The sequence below is a fragment of the Cutibacterium sp. KB22876 genome, assembly GCF_059728865.1.
On sequence record NZ_AP040858.1, the window covers coordinates 1,317,947 to 1,336,309 of the forward strand.

General features: G+C 63.8%; 14 protein-coding genes, 1 pseudogene and 1 riboswitch. Of the genes and pseudogenes, 5 read left to right on the forward strand and 10 right to left on the reverse strand.

The annotated features are described in order from the left end of the window. Nucleotides 1–96: 96 nt before the first annotated feature. The 5 genes from AC6I1W_RS05920 (at nucleotide 97) to AC6I1W_RS05940 (ending at nucleotide 8,494) form a co-directional block, all read left to right on the forward strand. Nucleotides 97–1,104, forward strand: a complete 1,008-nt coding sequence (locus AC6I1W_RS05920; RefSeq protein WP_270235631.1) for an alpha/beta fold hydrolase — start codon at nucleotides 97–99, stop codon at nucleotides 1,102–1,104. 70 nt (nucleotides 1,105–1,174) lie between these two features. After that, nucleotides 1,175–1,426: riboswitch (cobalamin riboswitch) on the forward strand. A gap of 80 nt (nucleotides 1,427–1,506) precedes the next feature. After that, complete coding sequence (mutA, locus tag AC6I1W_RS05925) at nucleotides 1,507–3,417, forward strand: methylmalonyl-CoA mutase small subunit (RefSeq protein WP_004811956.1); 1,911 nt, start codon at nucleotides 1,507–1,509, stop codon at nucleotides 3,415–3,417. After that, nucleotides 3,414–5,603, forward strand: coding sequence for a methylmalonyl-CoA mutase (gene scpA / locus AC6I1W_RS05930; RefSeq protein WP_015583100.1), 2,190 nt, complete (start codon nucleotides 3,414–3,416; stop codon nucleotides 5,601–5,603). The genes mutA and scpA overlap by 4 nt, the downstream gene beginning before the upstream one ends. Nucleotides 5,604–5,751: 148 nt before the next feature. Next, nucleotides 5,752–6,798, forward strand: a complete 1,047-nt coding sequence (gene meaB, locus AC6I1W_RS05935) for a methylmalonyl Co-A mutase-associated GTPase MeaB (protein ID WP_065674173.1) — start codon at nucleotides 5,752–5,754, stop codon at nucleotides 6,796–6,798. 214 nt (nucleotides 6,799–7,012) lie between these two features. Further along, nucleotides 7,013–8,494: a S8 family peptidase gene (locus tag AC6I1W_RS05940; protein ID WP_270235639.1), complete on the forward strand. Its 1,482-nt coding sequence runs from the start codon at nucleotides 7,013–7,015 to the stop codon at nucleotides 8,492–8,494. Between the two features lie 74 nt (nucleotides 8,495–8,568). Here AC6I1W_RS05940 and AC6I1W_RS05945 read toward each other — a convergent pair whose 3' ends face one another. The 10 genes and pseudogenes from AC6I1W_RS05945 to AC6I1W_RS05990 form a co-directional block, all read right to left on the reverse strand. Next, nucleotides 8,569–8,784 (reverse strand): RNA-binding S4 domain-containing protein, encoded by a 216-nt coding sequence (locus tag AC6I1W_RS05945; protein ID WP_023033342.1) that lies wholly within the window; start codon nucleotides 8,782–8,784, stop codon nucleotides 8,569–8,571. A 45-nt stretch (nucleotides 8,785–8,829) separates the two neighbouring features. Next, complete coding sequence (locus AC6I1W_RS05950) at nucleotides 8,830–9,591, reverse strand: amino acid ABC transporter ATP-binding protein (protein ID WP_065674171.1); 762 nt, start codon at nucleotides 9,589–9,591, stop codon at nucleotides 8,830–8,832. A 35-nt stretch (nucleotides 9,592–9,626) separates the two neighbouring features. Then, nucleotides 9,627–10,349, reverse strand: coding sequence for an amino acid ABC transporter permease (locus AC6I1W_RS05955; RefSeq protein WP_196768493.1), 723 nt, complete (start codon nucleotides 10,347–10,349; stop codon nucleotides 9,627–9,629). Between the two features lie 248 nt (nucleotides 10,350–10,597). Further along, on the reverse strand, nucleotides 10,598–11,524 hold the full coding sequence (locus AC6I1W_RS05960; protein ID WP_065674148.1) for an ABC transporter substrate-binding protein: 927 nt from the start codon (nucleotides 11,522–11,524) through the stop codon (nucleotides 10,598–10,600). A gap of 686 nt (nucleotides 11,525–12,210) precedes the next feature. Beyond that, nucleotides 12,211–13,461: pseudogene (locus AC6I1W_RS05965) on the reverse strand (esterase-like activity of phytase family protein); the annotation flags it as partial. A 129-nt stretch (nucleotides 13,462–13,590) separates the two neighbouring features. Continuing rightward, nucleotides 13,591–14,445 carry a metal ABC transporter permease gene (locus AC6I1W_RS05970; protein WP_270235641.1) on the reverse strand — a complete coding sequence of 285 codons (855 nt, stop codon included), beginning with the start codon at nucleotides 14,443–14,445 and terminating at the stop codon, nucleotides 13,591–13,593. 1 nt (nucleotide 14,446) lies between these two features. Further along, complete coding sequence (locus AC6I1W_RS05975; RefSeq protein WP_065674146.1) at nucleotides 14,447–15,301, reverse strand: metal ABC transporter ATP-binding protein; 855 nt, start codon at nucleotides 15,299–15,301, stop codon at nucleotides 14,447–14,449. Between the two features lie 5 nt (nucleotides 15,302–15,306). Then, entirely contained in the window at nucleotides 15,307–16,242 is a 936-nt protein-coding gene (locus AC6I1W_RS05980) for a metal ABC transporter solute-binding protein, Zn/Mn family (protein WP_270235643.1), read from the reverse strand. Nucleotides 16,243–16,340: 98 nt separating this feature from the next. After that, nucleotides 16,341–16,892, reverse strand: a complete 552-nt coding sequence (locus AC6I1W_RS05985) for a cysteine hydrolase family protein (protein ID WP_065674144.1) — start codon at nucleotides 16,890–16,892, stop codon at nucleotides 16,341–16,343. Continuing rightward, entirely contained in the window at nucleotides 16,889–18,352 is a 1,464-nt protein-coding gene (locus AC6I1W_RS05990; protein ID WP_065674143.1) for a purine-cytosine permease family protein, read from the reverse strand. Before AC6I1W_RS05990 ends, AC6I1W_RS05985 begins: the two co-directional genes overlap by 4 nt. Nucleotides 18,353–18,363: the final 11 nt, after the last annotated feature.

Below are 18,363 nucleotides of genomic sequence, written 5' to 3' on the forward strand. Positions count from 1 at the left end.
GAATCACGGAGTCAGTGACGGGCAGCACTGGCGGGGCATCCACCACTAAGTTCTCTTGCGGCCAGGCTGTGTGATAAGCGCAATGAGGACGTCGGTATGGTTGAGACGGTTTTGTCCGGGGTGAGCTGTCTGGGAGGAACTATGGACACCATCACCATCACCGCTGATGACGGAGTCGACGTCGACGTCCTTGTCTGGCGTCCTGAGGCTGCGTCGGGGCGCCCCATCAAGGGCTTGGTGCAGTTCTGCCACGGTATGGCCGAGTACGCGGCTCGCTATGACGAGGTTGCCCAGGTGCTTGCGGCCGACGGCTGGCTCGTCGTGGCGAACGACCACCGTGGACACGGGCCGCGTGCTGCCGCCACAGGAGAACTCGGAACCACGTCTGATCGTGGCTACCACCAGATGCTCGACGATCTGTCCGCCGTCGCTGACCACTTCATGGCTAGGTTGGAGGGGAAGCCGTGGTTCCTCGTCGGACACTCGATGGGGTCGTTCCTTGCTCGTGTCCTGGCCGTTCGTCGAGGACGCGAGATGACCGGCCTGGTCATCATCGGCACTGGCTCCTCCCTGGGGCCGTTGAGCACTGTCGCTACCGGGCTGGCCCAGGCCCAGGTGCTCATGGTGGGGGAAGACTCCCGCAGCCCACTGCTCAACACCCTGTCCTTCGGGTCCTTCAACCGGGCCTTCCTGCCGGCTCGCACCGACTACGACTGGTTGTCCCGAGACGCTCGCGTCGTGGACGCCTACAACGACGACCCGCTGTGCGGTTTCGTCTGCACCGCAGCCTTCTACCGCGAACTCGTCCGGCTTATCGAACTCGCCAACTCCACCGAGATCTTCCGAGCAACTCCACCGGCACTTCCCATTCTGCTGATGTCGGGCGCCAAGGACCCGGTGGGGGACTCCGGCAGGGGAGTGCGCCAGGTTGCGCGTCAGTTGCGCGACTCGGGCTCGCGTGAGGTGGACCTCGTTCTCTACCCCGGGGCGCGCCACGAGATCCTCAATGAGGTGAACCGTCGACATGTCCACGCCCACCTGCGCGACTGGATTGATGCCGTCGCCGCCCGACCCGGGACCTTGCAGGTTCGGAAAGCACGGTGAAAGGCCGCTCACGTTCGTTTCGCACGATCGTGCACATGCACCCCCAGTGCGCTATGCCGATTGTGCGCAGCCTAGTATCGTAGGTGCTGGTGCCGAGGAATCCCGTCCGGGGTTTCAAGGCGGTAAGAGGGAATCCGGTGAAACTCCGGAACTGCCCCGCAGCGGTGAGTGGGAACGACATCACCATCGTCGCCCATCTGGTTCTCGGACCGGGTGGACGTCGATCAAGCACTGGGCTTCGGTCTGGGAAGCGGTGACGTAGGACTCGTCGGCAGACGAGGTGCCCATGAGTCCGAATACCTGCCAGAGCGTGTGGTGCACTCCGCGTGTGCCACAGCGTCCGAGGTCTCGAGGGCCGGCCGAGGTCGTCCAACCATCCACAGCGGAGCAGGAGTCTGACGAATGACTGATCCTGACAACCTCGCATCCAAGCCCGTCGAGGACAGGATGCCCGAGGAGTTGAGCCTGGCCGGGGACTTCCCGAAGGTCACCCACGAACAGTGGGAGGACGCGGTCCTCAAAGTCTTGAACCGGGGTCGCCCCGAGGGCAAGGAACTCAACATCGAGCAGGGAATGAAGCGCCTCGAGCCGACCACGGTCGACGGCATCCAGATCGAGCCGATGTACCGGCGTCAGGATGCCTCCGAGAAGCTCGGCGCCCCGGGCGTGCCGCCCTTTACCCGTGGCACGACGGTCCGTGACGGCAGCATGGACGCGTGGGACGTCCGAGCCCTTCACGAGGATCCCGACGTCGAGTTCACCAAGAAGGCCGTCATCGCTGACCTCGAGCGTGGCGTGACGTCCCTGTGGCTGCGCGTCGGTGCCGACGCCATCAACCCCGAGGACATCGCCGGCGATCTCAAGGACGTGCTGCTGGACCTGGCCAAGGTCGAGGTCTCCAGCCGCGACGACCAGGAGGCTGCCGCCGAGGCCCTCCTCAAGGTCTACGCCGATTCCAAGATCGAGCCCGACAAACTGTCGTTCAACCTCGGTCTGGACCCGATCGGTTTCGCCGCCCTCAACGGTGGCACCCCGGATCTGTCCGGCATGGGCGAGTGGGTCAGGAAGATCGAGAAGTACAAGAACTCCCGCGCCTTCGTCGTTGACGCCACGATCTACCACAACGCTGGTGCCGGCGACGTGCATGAGCTCGCCTGGGCCATCGCCACCGGCGTCGAGTATGTCCGCGCTCTCATGGAGCAGGGACTGACCGCCGAGCAGGCGTTCGACGCCATCAACTTCCGGGTGTCCGCCACCCACGACCAGTTCCTGACCATCTGCCGTCTGCGCGCCCTGCGCACCCTGTGGAACCGTGTCGGTGAGGTCTTCGAGGTGCCGGCCGCCAAGCGTGGTGCCCGTCAGGAGGCCGTCACCAGCTGGCGTGAGCTGACCCGTGACGATCCCTACGTCAACATCTTGCGAGGCACCATCTCGACCTTCGGTGCTGCTGTCGGTGGTGCCGAGGCCGTCACGACCCTGCCCTTCGATGCCGCCATCGGCCTGCCGAAGAGCGACTTCTCGCGTCGTATCGCCCGCAACACTGGCATCATCCTCGCCGAGGAGTCCAACATCGGTCGCGCCAATGACCCGGCTGGTGGCTCCTTCTACGTTGAGGCTCTGACTAAGAAGCTGGAAGAAGCCGCTTGGGTCGAGTTCCAGGCTGTCGAGGCTGCCGGTGGCATGGCCGCCGCCGTGACCGGCGACCACGTCCGCACCGAGCTCGACAAGCTGAATGCCGAGCGCGCCAAGCGTCTGGCGACCCGCAAGCAGCCGATCACGGCCGTCAGCGAGTTCCCGCTGCTCGACGCCAAGACGGTCGAGACCAAGCCGTACCCCGAAACTGCCGAGCGCAACGGGCTGGAGTGGCGCCGCGACGCCGAGATCTTCGAGGCCCTCGTTGATCGTTCCGCCACCTGCTCCGAGCGTCCGAAGGTTTTCCTGGCTTGCCTGGGAACCCGTCGTGACTTCGGTCCTCGCGAGGGATTCTCCGCCCCGGTGTGGCACATCGCCGGCATGGAGACCCCGGAGTGCGAGGGAGGCACCACTGAAGAGGTCGTCAAGGCCTTCAAGGAGTCCGGTGCCGAGGTCGCTGACCTGTGTTCGAACGCCAAGACCTACGCGGCCCAGGGCCTCGAGGTCGCCAAGGCCCTCAAGGAGGCTGGCGCCAAGCTGGTCTACCTGTCGGGTGCCTTCAAGGAATTTGGTGATGACGCTGCCGAGGCCGAGAAGGTCGTCGACGGGCGCATCTACCTCGGAATGGACGTCGTTGACGTCCTGACCACCACTCTGGACACGTTGGGAGTTGCCAAGTGACCACCCTGCCTCGTTTCGATTCCATCAACCTCGGAGACTCTCCGGTCCCCGCGGACGCACAGGAGCAGTTCGCCAAGTTGGCCGCCGCCGCTGGTGAGCAGGAGCCCTGGACCACTCCGGAGCAGATTCCGGTTGGCCACCTGTACTCCGAGGACGTCTACGCTGACATGGACTGGCTGGACACCTACGCCGGTCTGCCGCCCTTCACCCACGGCCCGTACGCCACCATGTACGCCTTCCGTCCGTGGACGATTCGTCAGTACGCCGGATTCTCCACCGCCAAGGAGTCCAACGCGTTCTACCGCCGTAACCTGGCTGCTGGTCAGAAGGGTCTGTCGGTCGCCTTCGACCTGCCGACCCACCGTGGTTACGACTCCGACAATCCGCGTGTTCCCGGTGACGTCGGCATGGCTGGTGTGGCTGTGGACTCCATCCTGGACATGCGTGAGCTCTTCGCGGGTATTCCGCTGGACCGCATGTCGGTGTCCATGACGATGAACGGCGCCGTGTTGCCGATTCTCGCCCTGTACGTTGTGACCGCCGAGGAGCAGGGCGCCAAGCCCGAGCAGCTCGCCGGAACGATCCAGAACGACATCCTCAAGGAGTTCATGGTTCGTAACACGTACATCTACCCGCCGCTGCCCTCGATGCGGATCATCTCCGACATCTTCGCCTTCACCAGCGCGAACATGCCGAAGTGGAACTCCATCTCCATCTCCGGCTACCACATGCAGGAGGCCGGCGCGACCGCCGACATCGAGATGGCCTACACCCTGGCCGACGGAGTCGACTACATCCGCGCTGGCGAGTCGGTGGGCCTGAAGGTCGACCAGTTCGCACCGCGTCTGTCCTTCTTCTGGGCCATTGGCACCAACTTCTTCATGGAGGTCGCCAAGATGCGCGCGGCTCGCATGCTGTGGGCCAAGCTCGTCAACCAGTTCGGGCCTAAGAACCCGAAGTCCATGAGCTTGCGTACCCACTCGCAGACCTCTGGCTGGTCGCTGACCGCTCAGGACGTGTACAACAACGTCATCCGTACCTGTGTGGAGGCCATGGGAGCCACCCAGGGACACACCCAGTCCCTGCACACCAACTCCCTCGACGAGGCCATCGCCCTGCCGACAGACTTCTCCGCTCGTATCGCTCGAAACACCCAGCTGTTTATCCAGCAGGAGTCGGGCACTTGCCGCGTCATCGATCCCTGGAGCGGTTCCGCCTACGTCGAGAAGCTCACCCTCGAGCTGGCTCGCAAGGCCTGGGCCCACATCCAGGAGGTCGAGAAGGCCGGCGGTATGGCCAAGGCCATCGAGAAGGGCATCCCGAAGATGCGTATCGAGGAGGCCGCTGCCCGTACCCAGGCCCGTATCGACTCCGGTCGTCAGCCCCTCATCGGCGTCAACAAGTACCGTCTCGATGAGGAAGAGGATCTCGAGGTCCTCAAGGTCGACAACACCCAGGTGCTCAAGGAACAGAAGGCCAAGCTCGAGCAGCTTCGCGCCAACCGTGACGAGGAGGCCTGCCAGGCTGCTCTGGAGAAGCTCACCTGGGCTGCTGCCAACCCGGACCCGAGCGATCCCGACCGCAACCTGCTCAAGCTGTGCATCGACGCCGGTCGCGCCAACGCCTCCGTCGGCGAGATGTCCGACGCAATGGAGAAGGTCTTCGGGCGCTACACCGCTCAGATCCGTACCATTGAGGGCGTGTACAGCAAGGCAGCCGGTAGCACCGAGTCGACCAAGAAGGTCCACGACCTCATCAAGAAGTTCGAGGAGAAGGAAGGCCGTCGTCCTCGCATCATGATCGCGAAGATGGGTCAGGATGGTCACGACCGTGGCCAGAAGGTCGTCGCGACCGCCTACGCGGACCTCGGCATGGACGTCGACGTCGGCCCGCTGTTCCAGACCCCTGAGGAGACCGCTCGACAGGCTGTCGAGGGCGACGTCCACGTCGTCGGTGTCTCCTCGTTGGCCGCCGGACACCTCACCCTGGTGCCGGCCCTGCGCAAGGAACTGGACAAGCTTGGCCGCTCCGACATCATGATCGTTGTTGGTGGCGTCATCCCGACCCAGGACTTCCAGGAGCTCAAGGATGACGGCGCAGCCGCCATCTACCCACCTGGCACCGTCATCCCGGACGCTGCCATCGAGCTGATGGAGAAGCTCCTCGCCGCTCACAGCGACGACTGAGACTGGATCGGTCCACGAGACTGAAGGATTGGCCCCTGGAACCCCGCGAGGTTCCAGGGGCCACCGTCATACGGACCTGAAAGCCACTGGGTATGAGCCCTCCGCCATGAACGTTGTCCGTGGGCGGTACGGTAGACGTACCCACCCGATGAAGGAAATGGTGATCATGCCGATCGACGTCCCCGAACTGGTTGAGCAAGTCCTGGCCGGGAGCCGCCAGCACATTGCCAAAGCGCTGACTCTGGTGGAGTCGAGCAAACCGGCACATCGCGAGAAGGCACGCGAGATGTTGCGCCTGCTGGCTCCTCACACTGGTGACGCCATCCGTGTCGGTATCTCGGGTGTTCCCGGCGCCGGTAAGTCGACCTTCATCAATGCCATGGGCACCAAGCTCATCGACGAGTTCAACTACAAGGTTGCCGTCCTGGCCGTCGACCCTTCCTCGACCCGCACCGGCGGTTCGATCCTCGGTGACCGCACCCGCATGGGGGATCTGTGCAACCGTGACGAGGCATTCGTGCGCCCGTCACCCTCCGGCGGTCACCTGGGTGGCGTCGCCCGGGCCACGCGTGAGGCCATGATCGTCATGGAGGCGGCTGGTTACAACGTGGTCCTCGTCGAGACCGTCGGTGTCGGACAGTCCGAGGTCGCCGTGGCAGGCATGGTCGACACTTTCCTCATGCTTTCCGTCGCGGGTACCGGCGACCAGCTGCAGGGCATCAAGAAGGGCATCCTGGAACTGGCGGACGTCGTTGCGGTCAACAAGGCCGATGGCGACAATGCCGGCAATGCGCGTGTCTCCGCTCGTGATCTCTCGATCGCCATGAAGCTCGTGTCCTCCGACGCCGACAAGCGCCGCGTCCCGGTCCTCACCTGCTCCTCGTACACCAAGGAAGGGCTCGACGACGTCTGGCAGGCGATCCTCGATCACCGCGCCTACCTCGAGAAGGACGGGTCCCTGCAAGCCCGTCGTGTCGAGCAGCAGCGTGAGTGGCTGTGGAACATGGTCCGCAACGAGATTCTCGAGTCACTGGACACTGATCCGTCCGTCCAGCAGGTTGCCGAGAAGATCGAGGCCGGGTTGGGCACGGAGGCCACCAACGCCTTGGAGGGGGCCGAGCAGATCCTGCGCGCCTTCGCTCATGCCGTCCCGGGGCTGCCGTGGGCTCAGGGAGAGATGACCAGCGGTTCCTGATCTGACGTCGTCCCAGAAACGACCGGCCGGGGGTGCTTCGCGCTCCCGGCCTTGTCATGCCTGGATGGCCGGCACATATGGAGCTGAAGCTAATCCGGTTTTGTTTCAGAAAGATTTCTCGACCGTCATGTGAGAAGTTTTGACGTCATGACCAGGAGGTGACCCCTTGTCACCTTAGGTTCATTCCACCTTCAACAAACCGAGAGGAATGGACATGGCATCACGTCGTACGTCGACCTTGCTGCTCTGTGCGATCACTGGCGCTTCCCTTGCCGCGACCGCCGTCCCCAGCAACGCCGCTCCCGGCTTCACCACCTCACCGCTGCGCACCTCCGCATCCACGCAGACCACCAGTGGATTCGTTGTCCATCTCAAGGACGACTCGACTTCCGCTCAGGGCATGTCCCGCGCAGCTCGTACCAGCTCCGCCATGCGGGCCAGCTCGACCTCCTTGCGTGGAGCCGTCGATCACGCCGCCAAGGCCCGTGGCGCCCACGTCACGGCATCCCTGGCTCGAGCCAACGACTCGATGTCGGTCCAGGTCTCCAAGGGGCTGGACGAGAAGGCTGCCAAGGCCTTCATGAGTGAGATCGAGCGCAACCCCGAGGTGGAATCCGTCGAACCGGTCATCCACATGTCGATCAACGAGAGGACCGGCAAGACGATCCGCCCTGCCGCGGTGTCGTCTGCCCCGAACGACCAGTACTGGGGTCGTCAGTGGGGACTCCACTCCGACAAGGGTATTGACGCCCCCGGAGCATGGTCGACCAGCACCGGTTCCGGCGTGACGGTGGCCGTCATCGACTCCGGCATCACCCAGCATCCTGACCTGGCTGGCAAGATCCTGCCGGGTTACGACTTCATCTCTGACGGTCGCATTGCGGGTGACGGAGACGGCCGAGACAACGATCCTTCCGACGAAGGCGACTGGACCCTCGCCGGTACCTGCACCCGCCGTGACGTCGATTCCTCCTGGCACGGCAGCCACGTGGCCGGTGTCATTGGAGCCGCGACGAACAACGGCATGGGCATCGCTGGTGCCGCTCCTGACGCCCAGATCCTGCCCGTCCGCGCCCTGGGCCACTGCGGTGGCACTGACGTCGACATCGCCGACGCCATAACCTGGGCCTCCGGCGGTTACGTTCCGGGAGTTCCTACCAACAGCCACCCCGCCCAGGTCATCAACATGAGCCTTGGTGGCCGTTCCAACTACTGCCCGACGAGCTACCAGCGAGCCATTGACAACGCCAGGTCTCGTGGTGCCACGATCGTTGTCGCCGCTGGTAACGAGTCGATGGATGCCAGCCGTTCGACCCCCGGTAACTGCCGTGGCGTCATCGTCGTCGGAGCGACCGGCCAGACCGGCGCTCAGTCTTACTTCTCGAACTACGGTTCGACCGTCGACGTCTCCGCTCCCGGCGGTGACGACCGCACCGGTGACCTGATCCTGTCGACGGTCAACAGTGGTAGGAGGACGCCGCAGTCCCCGGCCTACGGCTACATGGAGGGCACCTCTCAGGCCACCCCGCACGTGGCTGCGATCGCCGCCCTCATGCTGTCCACCAACCCGAACCTCACCCCGTCTCAGGTTGAGTCGATCCTCAAGCAGTCGGTGAAGCCGGCTCGCTGCTATTCAGGATGTGGGACCGGCATCGTCGATGCCCGCAAGGCTGTTCAGACAGCCAGATACGCCTGATCCTCAGCGTCCACTGAGAACAGAACGTGGCCCGGACCATGTGGTCCGGGCCACGTGTCGTGTTGGGGGCGTGATCACCAAGGGACGTCGGGTTCAGTGAGGTCGACGGTCTCGGTGACGGTCTGGCCGCCGCTGGTCACGGTCACCTCGTCGCCGGGGTGAAGCTGGCGTCCGCGTCGAGTCTCGACCTCGCCGTTGACGCTGACCTGCCCCGACGCGATGAGTTCGCGAGCCTGACCGCCAGTGTCGGCGAGGTTGGCGAACTTGAGGTACTGGCCGAGCCTGATCATCTGGTCGTCATGCACACCGTCAGTCTGTCACCCGGACCCGACACCTCACAGCACCGAGTCGATGAATCCCTGCAGCCGCTCCGACTTCGGGTGATTGATGACGTCATCGGGAGAACCGGCCTCGACGACGACGCCGTCGTCCATGAAGACGACGTGGTCGGCGACCTCGCGGGCAAATCCCATCTCGTGGGTGACGACGATCATCGTCATGCCCTCGCGGGCGAGGTCCTTGAGGACACTGAGCACCTCCCCGACGAGCTCGGGGTCAAGGGCTGAGGTTGGCTCGTCGAAGAGCATGAGTTCGGGTTTCATGGCCATCGCACGTGCGATGGCGACGCGCTGTTGCTGGCCGCCGGAAAGTTCGGCGGGGTAGTGGTCGGCGCGGTCAGCCATGCCGACCCGCTCCAACAAGGACATGGCCAGCGGCTTGACTTCTTCCTTGGACAAGCCCGACACCTTGATCGGCGCTTCCATGACGTTGCCCAGGGCGGTCATGTGAGGAAAGAGATTGAACCGTTGGAAGACCATGCCGACTCGTGCCCGCTGGGCGGCGATTTCCTTGTCGGAAAGCCGCTTGAGGCGTCCGTCCGGCAAGGGATCATGCTCGTAGCCCACGCGCTCGCCGCCGACCCAGACCTCTCCGGCCTCGAAGGTCTCCAGCTGGTTGATGCAGCGCAGCAGCGTGGATTTCCCGGAGCCGGAGGGACCGAGGAGGACACACACCTCACCCGGGGCGACGTCGAGGTCGATCCCCTTGAGGATGTGCAGGGGGCCGAACTCCTTGTGCAATCCCGTGATGCGCACCATCGGCTCGATGCGTGCAGACTCTGCTGCGGATGTGGTCACTGCTCGACCTCCAGGGCGATGTTCTTGTGCGTGGTGCCGGCTGCCTGGATGGCGGCCTGGCGTCGCAGTCGCTTCGACGAGGACTTCCCGTTGAAACCACGTCCAAAGTACTGCTCGAGGAAATGCTGCCCGATCATGAGGACACTCGTCATGACGAGGTACCAGAAGGCGGCGACGATGAGTAGCGGGATCGGCGCATAGATACGGTTCGCGATGGCGTTTGTGGCGTACTGCAGGTCGAGGGTGAAGGGCACCGCCAGTACCAGGGAGGTCGTCTTGAGCATGCCGATGGTCTCGTTGCCCAGCGGCGGAATGATCACCCTCATGGCCTGGGGAATGATCACCCGGCGCATGATGAGGGAGGGCTTCATGCCCAGTGCCTTGGCGGCCTCGGTCTGGCCGGCGTCGACGGATTCCAGCCCGGACCGGATGATCTCGGCCAGATAGGCACCCTCGTTGAGACCCAGGCCGATGATGGCGGCGGCCAGCGCGGTGACGACCTTCTCGGTCTCGACGCTGGCCAGCGTCGGTCCGCCGAAAGGCACCCCGATGGACAGGGTGGGGTAGAGCACGGCGAGCAGACCCCAGAACACCAACTGGGTGTACACCGGAACGCCACGGAAGACGAAGATGTAGGCCCAGGAGACGCCGCGCAACACAGGATTGCTCGACTGCCTCATGATGGCCATGAGGAGGGCTACCGCGGTTCCGAGGATCATTGCCGCAAAGGTCAGCAGGATCGTGTAGCCGATACCAGTGATGACTTTGACGTCACGCAGGTACAGCCACACCACCGACCACTGATAGTTCGGGTTCGTGACGAGCCCCTGGACGAAGATCAGTACCAAGAGGGCGACGATGACAGCAGCGATCCAGGTGCCCGGATGTGCGACGTCGCGGGCTCGGATGCGGTTGGGGATGTCGGCGTGGTGGTTGGCCACCGTGAATGCCTTTCAGTTGGGTGTGATCACGACTCGGGATTGACCTTGGAGGTCTCGATGAGACCGTCCTCGGTGCCCCACGAGGTCAGCAGCTTCTTCATGGTCCCGTCGTCGATGAGCTTCTGGGTTGCGGCCTGGATGGCCTTGGACAGTCCGCCGTCATTCTTGGCGGTGGCGACGCCAAACATCGATGCATCGGTGATGTTGCCGAGGGCTTCGAGCTTGGACGTCTGCTTGATGGCGTACCCGGTAATCACTGAGTCGGCGTAGAGGACGTCTGCCTTGCCCCCGGCGACATTCGTGGTGGCGTCTGACTGGGAGGCGTAGGACAGCAGGTCAATCGGCTTCTTGCCGGCCTTGGTGCACGCCTTTGACTTCTGCTGGGCAGCGGTCTCCTGGGCGGTGCCGGTCTGAACGGCCACGGAGTGACCACACAGGTCGTCAGGGGAGATCTTCTTGGGGTTGCCTTTCGGGACGGCCATCGAGAATCCGGCCTTGAAGTAGGAGGTCATGGTGACCTGCTTCTGCCGCTCCGCGGTGATGGTGAAGGAGGAGACGCTGGCGTCGTACTTGGATCCGATGGCAGGGATGAGGCTGGGGAAGGCCGCATTGGCGGTCGTCACCTTGAGTCCCATGAGCTTGCCGACGGCGGTGATGTAGTCGACGTCGTAGCCGACCACCTTCGAGCCGTCCGTGTCGATGAACTCAGCCGGAGCATAGTTGGCTGCTGCGCCGTTGCGAAGGGTGCCGGATTTCTTGATGTCGTCAGGGACCATCGCGGCGATCGTGGGATCAGTCTTGATGGAATCGATGATCTGGGCATTCGACGGAGTGCCAGCCTTGCTGGCCTCTGCCGTGGGAGTCGCGGACTCCTCTGAGGCATGGGTGCAACCGCTGACGGCAAGGGCGACAACGGCCAGAGTGGCACCGGCGGCATGACGCAGAGTTTTCATGTGACGTTCCTTCGCTGTTGCGGCGCCGGGTGACACCGCGAGATACATAATTATGCACTACAGGGCATGAATACAAAATGGCACGCCTTTGGGCACGCAAGAACAAGCGCCCGGACGAATCGTCCGGGCGCTTGGCGTGGGGGGGATCAGAGTCCGGTGTGCGGCAGACCGCGACCGGCGTGGGTAGTCGAGGCTGACGTGCCCGGTGCCGTTGCGTTAGCTGCAGTGGTGTTGGGCATAGTGCTGTTGGGCGCGGTGGGGCTCGACGAGGCGGCGCTCGGGGCGGGCGTGATCGGAGTCGTCGGGGCTGACGGGCCCGCCTTCACCGTGACCGAGGCAACCGTGGACTCGGCCAAGGACAGGGTCACCTCGTGGTCACCAGTATTCAGGGCTGGCAGATCGAGGGATCCCGAACCCTTCGCGTTGGTCGCCAGGGTGCCGACCTTGGTGCCGTCGACAGCCACGACGTAACCGGTGTCAGGCTCGAGGTTCTTGCCGGTCACGGCATTCCCGTCGGTGGTGAACTCAGCCTTACGGTATGCCGGTCCGCGCAGGTTCTCAGTCAGGGAGTTCATGCGCACCTTCAGCGACTCGCCGATGTCCTGGCGGGATTCGTCGGTGCCGAAGTGCTTGGAGACGAGCTGGAAGGGGTTCTTGGACCCCTTGACGATGCCGTTGATACCGAAGTCGGAGTCGTTCGACAGCGTGACGGTGGCCCCACCGTGAGTCACCGCGACCCCCTCGACCTTGTCGTGGGGAAAGGTGTTGCCGGATGGATCAGCGGTCCACACCAGCTTGGTGACGTCGAGGTACAGCTCGCCGATCGCGGGCTCTACGCCGTGGGAGGTGAGGATCTCGGTGGCCTTCTTCTCGTCGTTCTTGGCGGACTTGTCGGCCGAGACGAGACCCTCGAGGGACTTGCCGTCGACGAGCAGGCCACCCTTGGTGGCGTCATAGGTCGCTCCCGGGACCGACTTCGCGTCGTTGACATTGGTCGCCTTCGACAGGTCAATCTTGTACAGGCGCTTGAAGGTGTCCTTGCCCGGGTCGCCGTCACGTTCGTCAACGAGCAGGGTGTGGTTTCCCAGGGCGGTGATCTCTGAGACGGAGGTCTTGGCCTGGCTCAGGTGCAGCTGGTACAGGTACTGCCCAGTGGTCCTGCCGCTCGCGACGTCGATGGTGACGATGCGCACGAAGGGGACCTTCTTGGAGCTGCCGGACAAATCCGGGGTCTCCAGAGCCGACTGCATGGTTCCGACCAGGGTCTTGCCGTCGGGGGTCAGGGTGAGGCCTTCCATGCCACGATTCGGGGTGCGGAAGGCCAGCTCGCGAGGGAGGGTGCCGTCGAAGGGTTTGAGACGGGAGATCTCGCGTCCCTGGGCATCGAAATGAACGACATAGGGGCCGTACTCGTCGGAGACCCAGAAGCTGCCGTCTGGGGCGACGACGAGACCTTCGGAGTCGATGCCGGCCTTCGAAGGGGCGATCGTCCTGCCGTTGATGTCGACGATCGTCTCCCCGGTGGAGGCCTCCGGATTGACGGCACCGTTCATCGGTGTGCCGTCCTTGGTCACCAGACCAATCCTCTTGACGAGGTCCATGTGGCCGTTGACCAGACGGAACTTGGCGATCGAGGGCTGGAACTTGACCGGCTCGATCTTCTCGTTGTCGGCATCGGAGTCAGTGTTCGGGCCGCGGTCGGTCAGGCCGTAGTAGACGTCGTCAGGATCGCCGTTGCGATGGGCAAAGGCTGAACCGAATCCGCTGTCGGTGATCTTGACGCCATTCGGCGCGGTGGACAGGACCGGAGCGCCTCCGGTGTACACCTCGATGGCGTCCGTGGTCGGTTCGGCGGAAGCAACCCCTGGTGCCAGCGGGCAGATCAGGGCAGCGGCACAGGCGGTGGCGGCCAGGCCTCGGGTCAGGTGGCGATGCATGAATCATCCTCTCAACGGCGTACCGCGCCAGTTCACAGTGCCCAGTTGACATCGCGGTGACGTCGAGATGACAGCACAACGTCCTGTCGACAACAGTCGTCGACAGGACGTTGTGCGAGAAATGACGGTTCAGGAGACCCGACGGCTCCAACCGCGGCGCTGACGAATCGCGCCGAGGACAAGGCACACCAGATAGATGAGGAAGCTCACCGTCGTCACGTAGGGGCTGATTGGCAAGCCGGGCCCCAGGGACAGCAGGATGCCGCCCACCGCGGAGACCGTCGCGAAGATGATCGACAGCAGGGACATGGCCAGCGGATGTGCCGTCACCTTGGCGGCGGCGGCCGTCGGAGTGATGAGCAGGCTCAGCACCAGCAGGGCGCCGACGAGCTGCACAGCCATGGCCGTGGCCAGACCGAGCAGTAGCATGAAGACAATTGAGAGGAAGCGCATCGGAACCCCGCGAGCCTTGGCCGCCTCGGGATCCACTGACGCGAAGAACAGCGGTCTCCATATGATGCCCAGACACACCGCGACGAAGATCGAGACGACGACCAGCGTGCTCAGCTCGGTGGTGTCGACGGCGACGATCTGTCCGGTCAACAGGCCGAACTTGTTGGACGATCTTCCCTTGTAGAGGCTCAGGAAGAGCACACCGATGCCCATGCCAAAGGGCAGCATGATGCCGATGGAGGCGTTGCGCTCGGCAGCTTTCACGCCCAACAGACCCAGGATGAGGGCAGCCACCAGAGACCCGACGACGGCCCCTCTGGTGACCGATGCACCGAAGAACAGGGCCACTGCGGCACCCGCGAAGGAGAGCTCCGAGGTGCCGTGAATCGCGAAGGCCAGGTCGCGGGCATGGATCATCGGTCCGATGAGACCTGCCAGAACCCCGAGGATGATTCCGGCGATGATCGAGCCGTGGACCAGGGGAACGAGCTGGCTGAAGCTGTCGAAGTTGATGATGGTGGAGAAATCCATGTCAGACCATCTCCTCGCCCTCGGCGATCTGCGGGCCGTGCAGATGCGACGATCTCTCGTCGTCGGCCAGTACGATGATCCGGTCGTCATGACGGAAGACCTCGACGGGGGACCCGTAGAGATCGGTGAGGACCTCAGAACGCAGCACCTCGTCGGGGGTGCCGACACGAACTTTGCCGCCAGCGACGTACACCACCCGATCGACATAGGGCAGAACCGGGTTGATCTCGTGGGTGACGAAGAGCACCCCGAGATTTCGGGTCCGACGTGCAGTGTCGATGAGCTTGGTGACCTCCTGCTGGTGGCGCAGGTCAAGGCTGGACAACGGCTCATCGCACAGCAACAACTCAGGGTCGGTGACGAGGGCTTGGGCGATGCGCAGACGCTGCTGCTCACCACCGGAGGTCATCGTCAGCGGGGCGTCGGCGAAGGCGGTGGCACCCACAGAGGCGATGGCCTCGTCAATGCGCCGACGTCGGGAGCGGCTGAACAAGCCGAATCCCCACTTGTGACCGTCGATCCCCATGCCCACCAGATCGCGGCCGCGAATCGGGGCCGTCGTCTCCAAGGAGCGTTGCTGCGGGATGTAACCGATGTGGGTCGAGCCACGACGCACCGGACGGCCGGCCACCATGGCGGTGCCGGCCGTCAGCGGAGTCTGCCCGAGCAGGACCCTCAGCAGGGTGGTCTTTCCCACCCCGTTGGGTCCCAGAACGGCGATGAACTCGCCGGGTTCCACGACGAGATCGAGCCCCGACCACAGCACCCGGTCCCCGAAGGCGACCTTGGCGCCGGTGAGTCTGGCAGGCTCGATCCTCGTGGTCGCCCCGGAGATGTCAGAGCGATGTGATGTCACGAGTGTCAGGCCAGGCCATTGTCAATGTCGGTGATGGCCTTGCCGATGAAGTCCTGGTAGGTGTCGACACCCTTCGGGAAGGTCTCCCACACGCCGACCTGCTTGATCCCGGCGCCCTTGGCAGCCTTCTGCAGCTCCTTGGTGACGGCGTCACTGGTCTGGCCGTTGACGAGGAGGATGGAGGCCTTCTTGGCAGCAATCAGCTTGGTGGTCTCGTGGACGACCTTGGTCGACGGGCCGGCCTCGGTCTCGGACTGCTCGACGAACTCCTCAGGGGTGATGTTCTTGACCTTCATGTCGTCGAGCAGGTAGCCAACCACCGGCTCGGTGGCGACGGCGGTGCTACTCGCGTGCTTCTCGCCAACCTTGGCAGCGCGAGCCTTGAGGTCGTCCAGATTGGACTCGAAGTCCTTGAGGTTGGACTCGAAGGTGGCCTTGTTGTCAGGCGAAGCCTTGACCAGGTCGGACTCGACGACCTTGGCAACCTTGCGAGCGCTGTCGATCGAGAAGAAGACATGCTCGTTGAACTCGTCCTGGTCGGGTTTCTTGAGCCCGGAGGTTTCGACGGCGTCGACGACGGTGGCCTTGGAGCCGGTGCTCTTGACGAGCTTGGAGGCCCAGTCGTCATAGCCACCACCATTGGCGATGGCGATCTTGGCCTTGGAGAAAGCGAGCTTGTCCTTGGCGGTGGCCTCGTAGTCGTGCGGGTCCTGATCCGGGCTGTTGATGACGGAGTGGACATTGACCTTGTCTCCGCCGATGGCCTCGGCGACCGAGCCCCAGACGTTGGTCGAGGCGACGACGTCAACCTTGTTCGTCGCAGCGGCGTTGGAGGAAGCGTCTGAAGCCGCGCTCGAGCCCGAATCAGAGTTGCCGGAGCAACCAGCCATGCCCAAGGCGCAGGCGCTGATGGTTGCAATGGCCAGAAGACGACGATGCATGTGGTGTTCCCTTTCCAGTACGCAAGTGAGAACCATTGTCGTCTTCATATGACAGATCAACAAGGCAGGGTGACCAAAGAAATAGCCAATCCACAGCCTCAACGGAGGGCAGAAAGCGCCTCAGAACTGCTAATGACGTCGATCTGCGGAGAGTACAAATCCATGACTGTCAAAGCTGCCTCGTGGTTCTGCGGTGAGGAGCCCGCACAGCCGTCAGAGACGACACTCACCCAAGCTCCGGCGTCTGCTGCGGCCAACGCCGTGGTGATGACGCAGCAGTCGGTGGAGACCCCGGTGAGCAGAAGGTGAGGGTGGGCTCCGGTGATCGCGGAGAGCTGAGAGCCCCACTTGCCGAAGGTCGTGACGTCGACGGTAGGGCGCTCGACCCAAGGGCGCGCTTCCGCGACAAGATCGAACAGCGGGTCGTCTGCGGGACGATCCGCGAAGGTCCAGCGCTCGAAGTAGTCGCGCCAAGACCCCTCATGGTGGTCCGAGGGAATCCACCTCGTCACGATAACGTGTCCGCGGTGGGCCTCGGCCAGCCGGTTGATGGGGTCGATGATGTCGGGGAAGGCGCGTGATCCCCACTGGGAGGTGGGGGAGGCGAAGATCGTCTGCGGGTCGATGATGACCAGCCATGGCTCACTCATCGGGACTCCTGACGACGCACCTTGCCGCGTCGGGCGATGAGGGTCACGACGTACCCGAGGACGAGGGCCCCGAGCACGCCGAGGTTGGCGTAGGCCCAGTCTCCCTCACGACCGCCCAGCCCCAGGGGGCCAAGGAGGAAGCCCTGCCAGTTGTTCCAGTTGACGCCCTCATAGGTGTTGACGACCAACCCCCATCCGATGATCGTCACGACGACGAAGGTGATGATCGAGGTGAGGTCGAAACGGCCGTAGCGTCCCGAACCGTCAAACAGATCGGCCTCGTCGTAGGGACGGCGACGAAGGGTGATGTCAGCCATCATGATCCCGGTCCAGGCCGACAGCGGAACGCCCAGGGTCACCAGGAAGGACTGGAATGGGGAGATGAAGTTCGGAGCCACGAAAACGACGTAGAGGGTGCCGATGGTGAGGATCGTCCCGTCAATGAGGGAGGCAGCCGGACGTGGAACCCGAATGCCCAGGGTGAGCAGGGTCAGCCCGGAGGAGTAGATGCCGTTGATCGCACCGGCCAGCAGGGACAGGATCGCCGCCAGCAGGAAGGGGATGAGGAACCACGTCGGCAGGATGGTCGCCAGGGCGCCAATCGGGTCAGCACCGATGGCGTCGGACAGATCCTTCGAGGAGGCCGCCAGCAGCAGGCCACCGGTGATGAGGATGATCAGAGGCAGGGAGGCCCCGAAGACATTCCAGAAGGCGATGGAGAACCCGGAGGACTTGCGGGACTGATACCGCGACCAGTCAGCAGCGATGTTCGTCCATCCCAGTCCTGTTCCGGTCATGACGAGGGTGAGAGCGCCGATGAAGGCGGGGAAGGACGCCGAGGGCAGCGAGGTCGCAGCGTGCCAGTCGATGTGCCCGACAGCCATGATGAGGTAGATGACGGTGAGGACGCCGGTGATCCACGTCAGGACGGCCTGGAGCTTCATGATGATGTGGTAACCGGCCACTGCGCCACCGACGATGAGCAGGGCCACCACGATGGCGGCGACGATCTTGACGGAGGTTCCGGAACTCCAGCCAAGCCGGTGGAAGATCGTCGTCGTCGCGAGGACGGCCGTGATGGCCAGGGAGGTCTCCCAGCCGATCGAGGTCATCCACGCGATGACGCCGGGAATCTTGTTGCCCTGGGTGCCAAAGGCTGCCCGCGAGAGAACCATCGTCGGAGCCGATCCGCGCTTGCCGGCGATGGCGATGATGCCGCAGAAACCGAAGGAGACGATGACGCCGATGAGGGTGGCCGCCATGGCCTGCCAGAAGGACACCCCAAATCCCAACATGAAGGCGCCGTAGCTCATGCCGAAGACGGAGACGTTGGAGGCGAACCAGGGGAGGAAGAGGTCGCGTGGGCGTGCAGTGCGCTGAGATTCCTCGACGACCTCGATTCCGGTCGTCTCGATGCCCTTGCGCGTCGTCGTGCTGGCCTCGGTGGCAGTTTGCGTCATGAGCTGTCCTC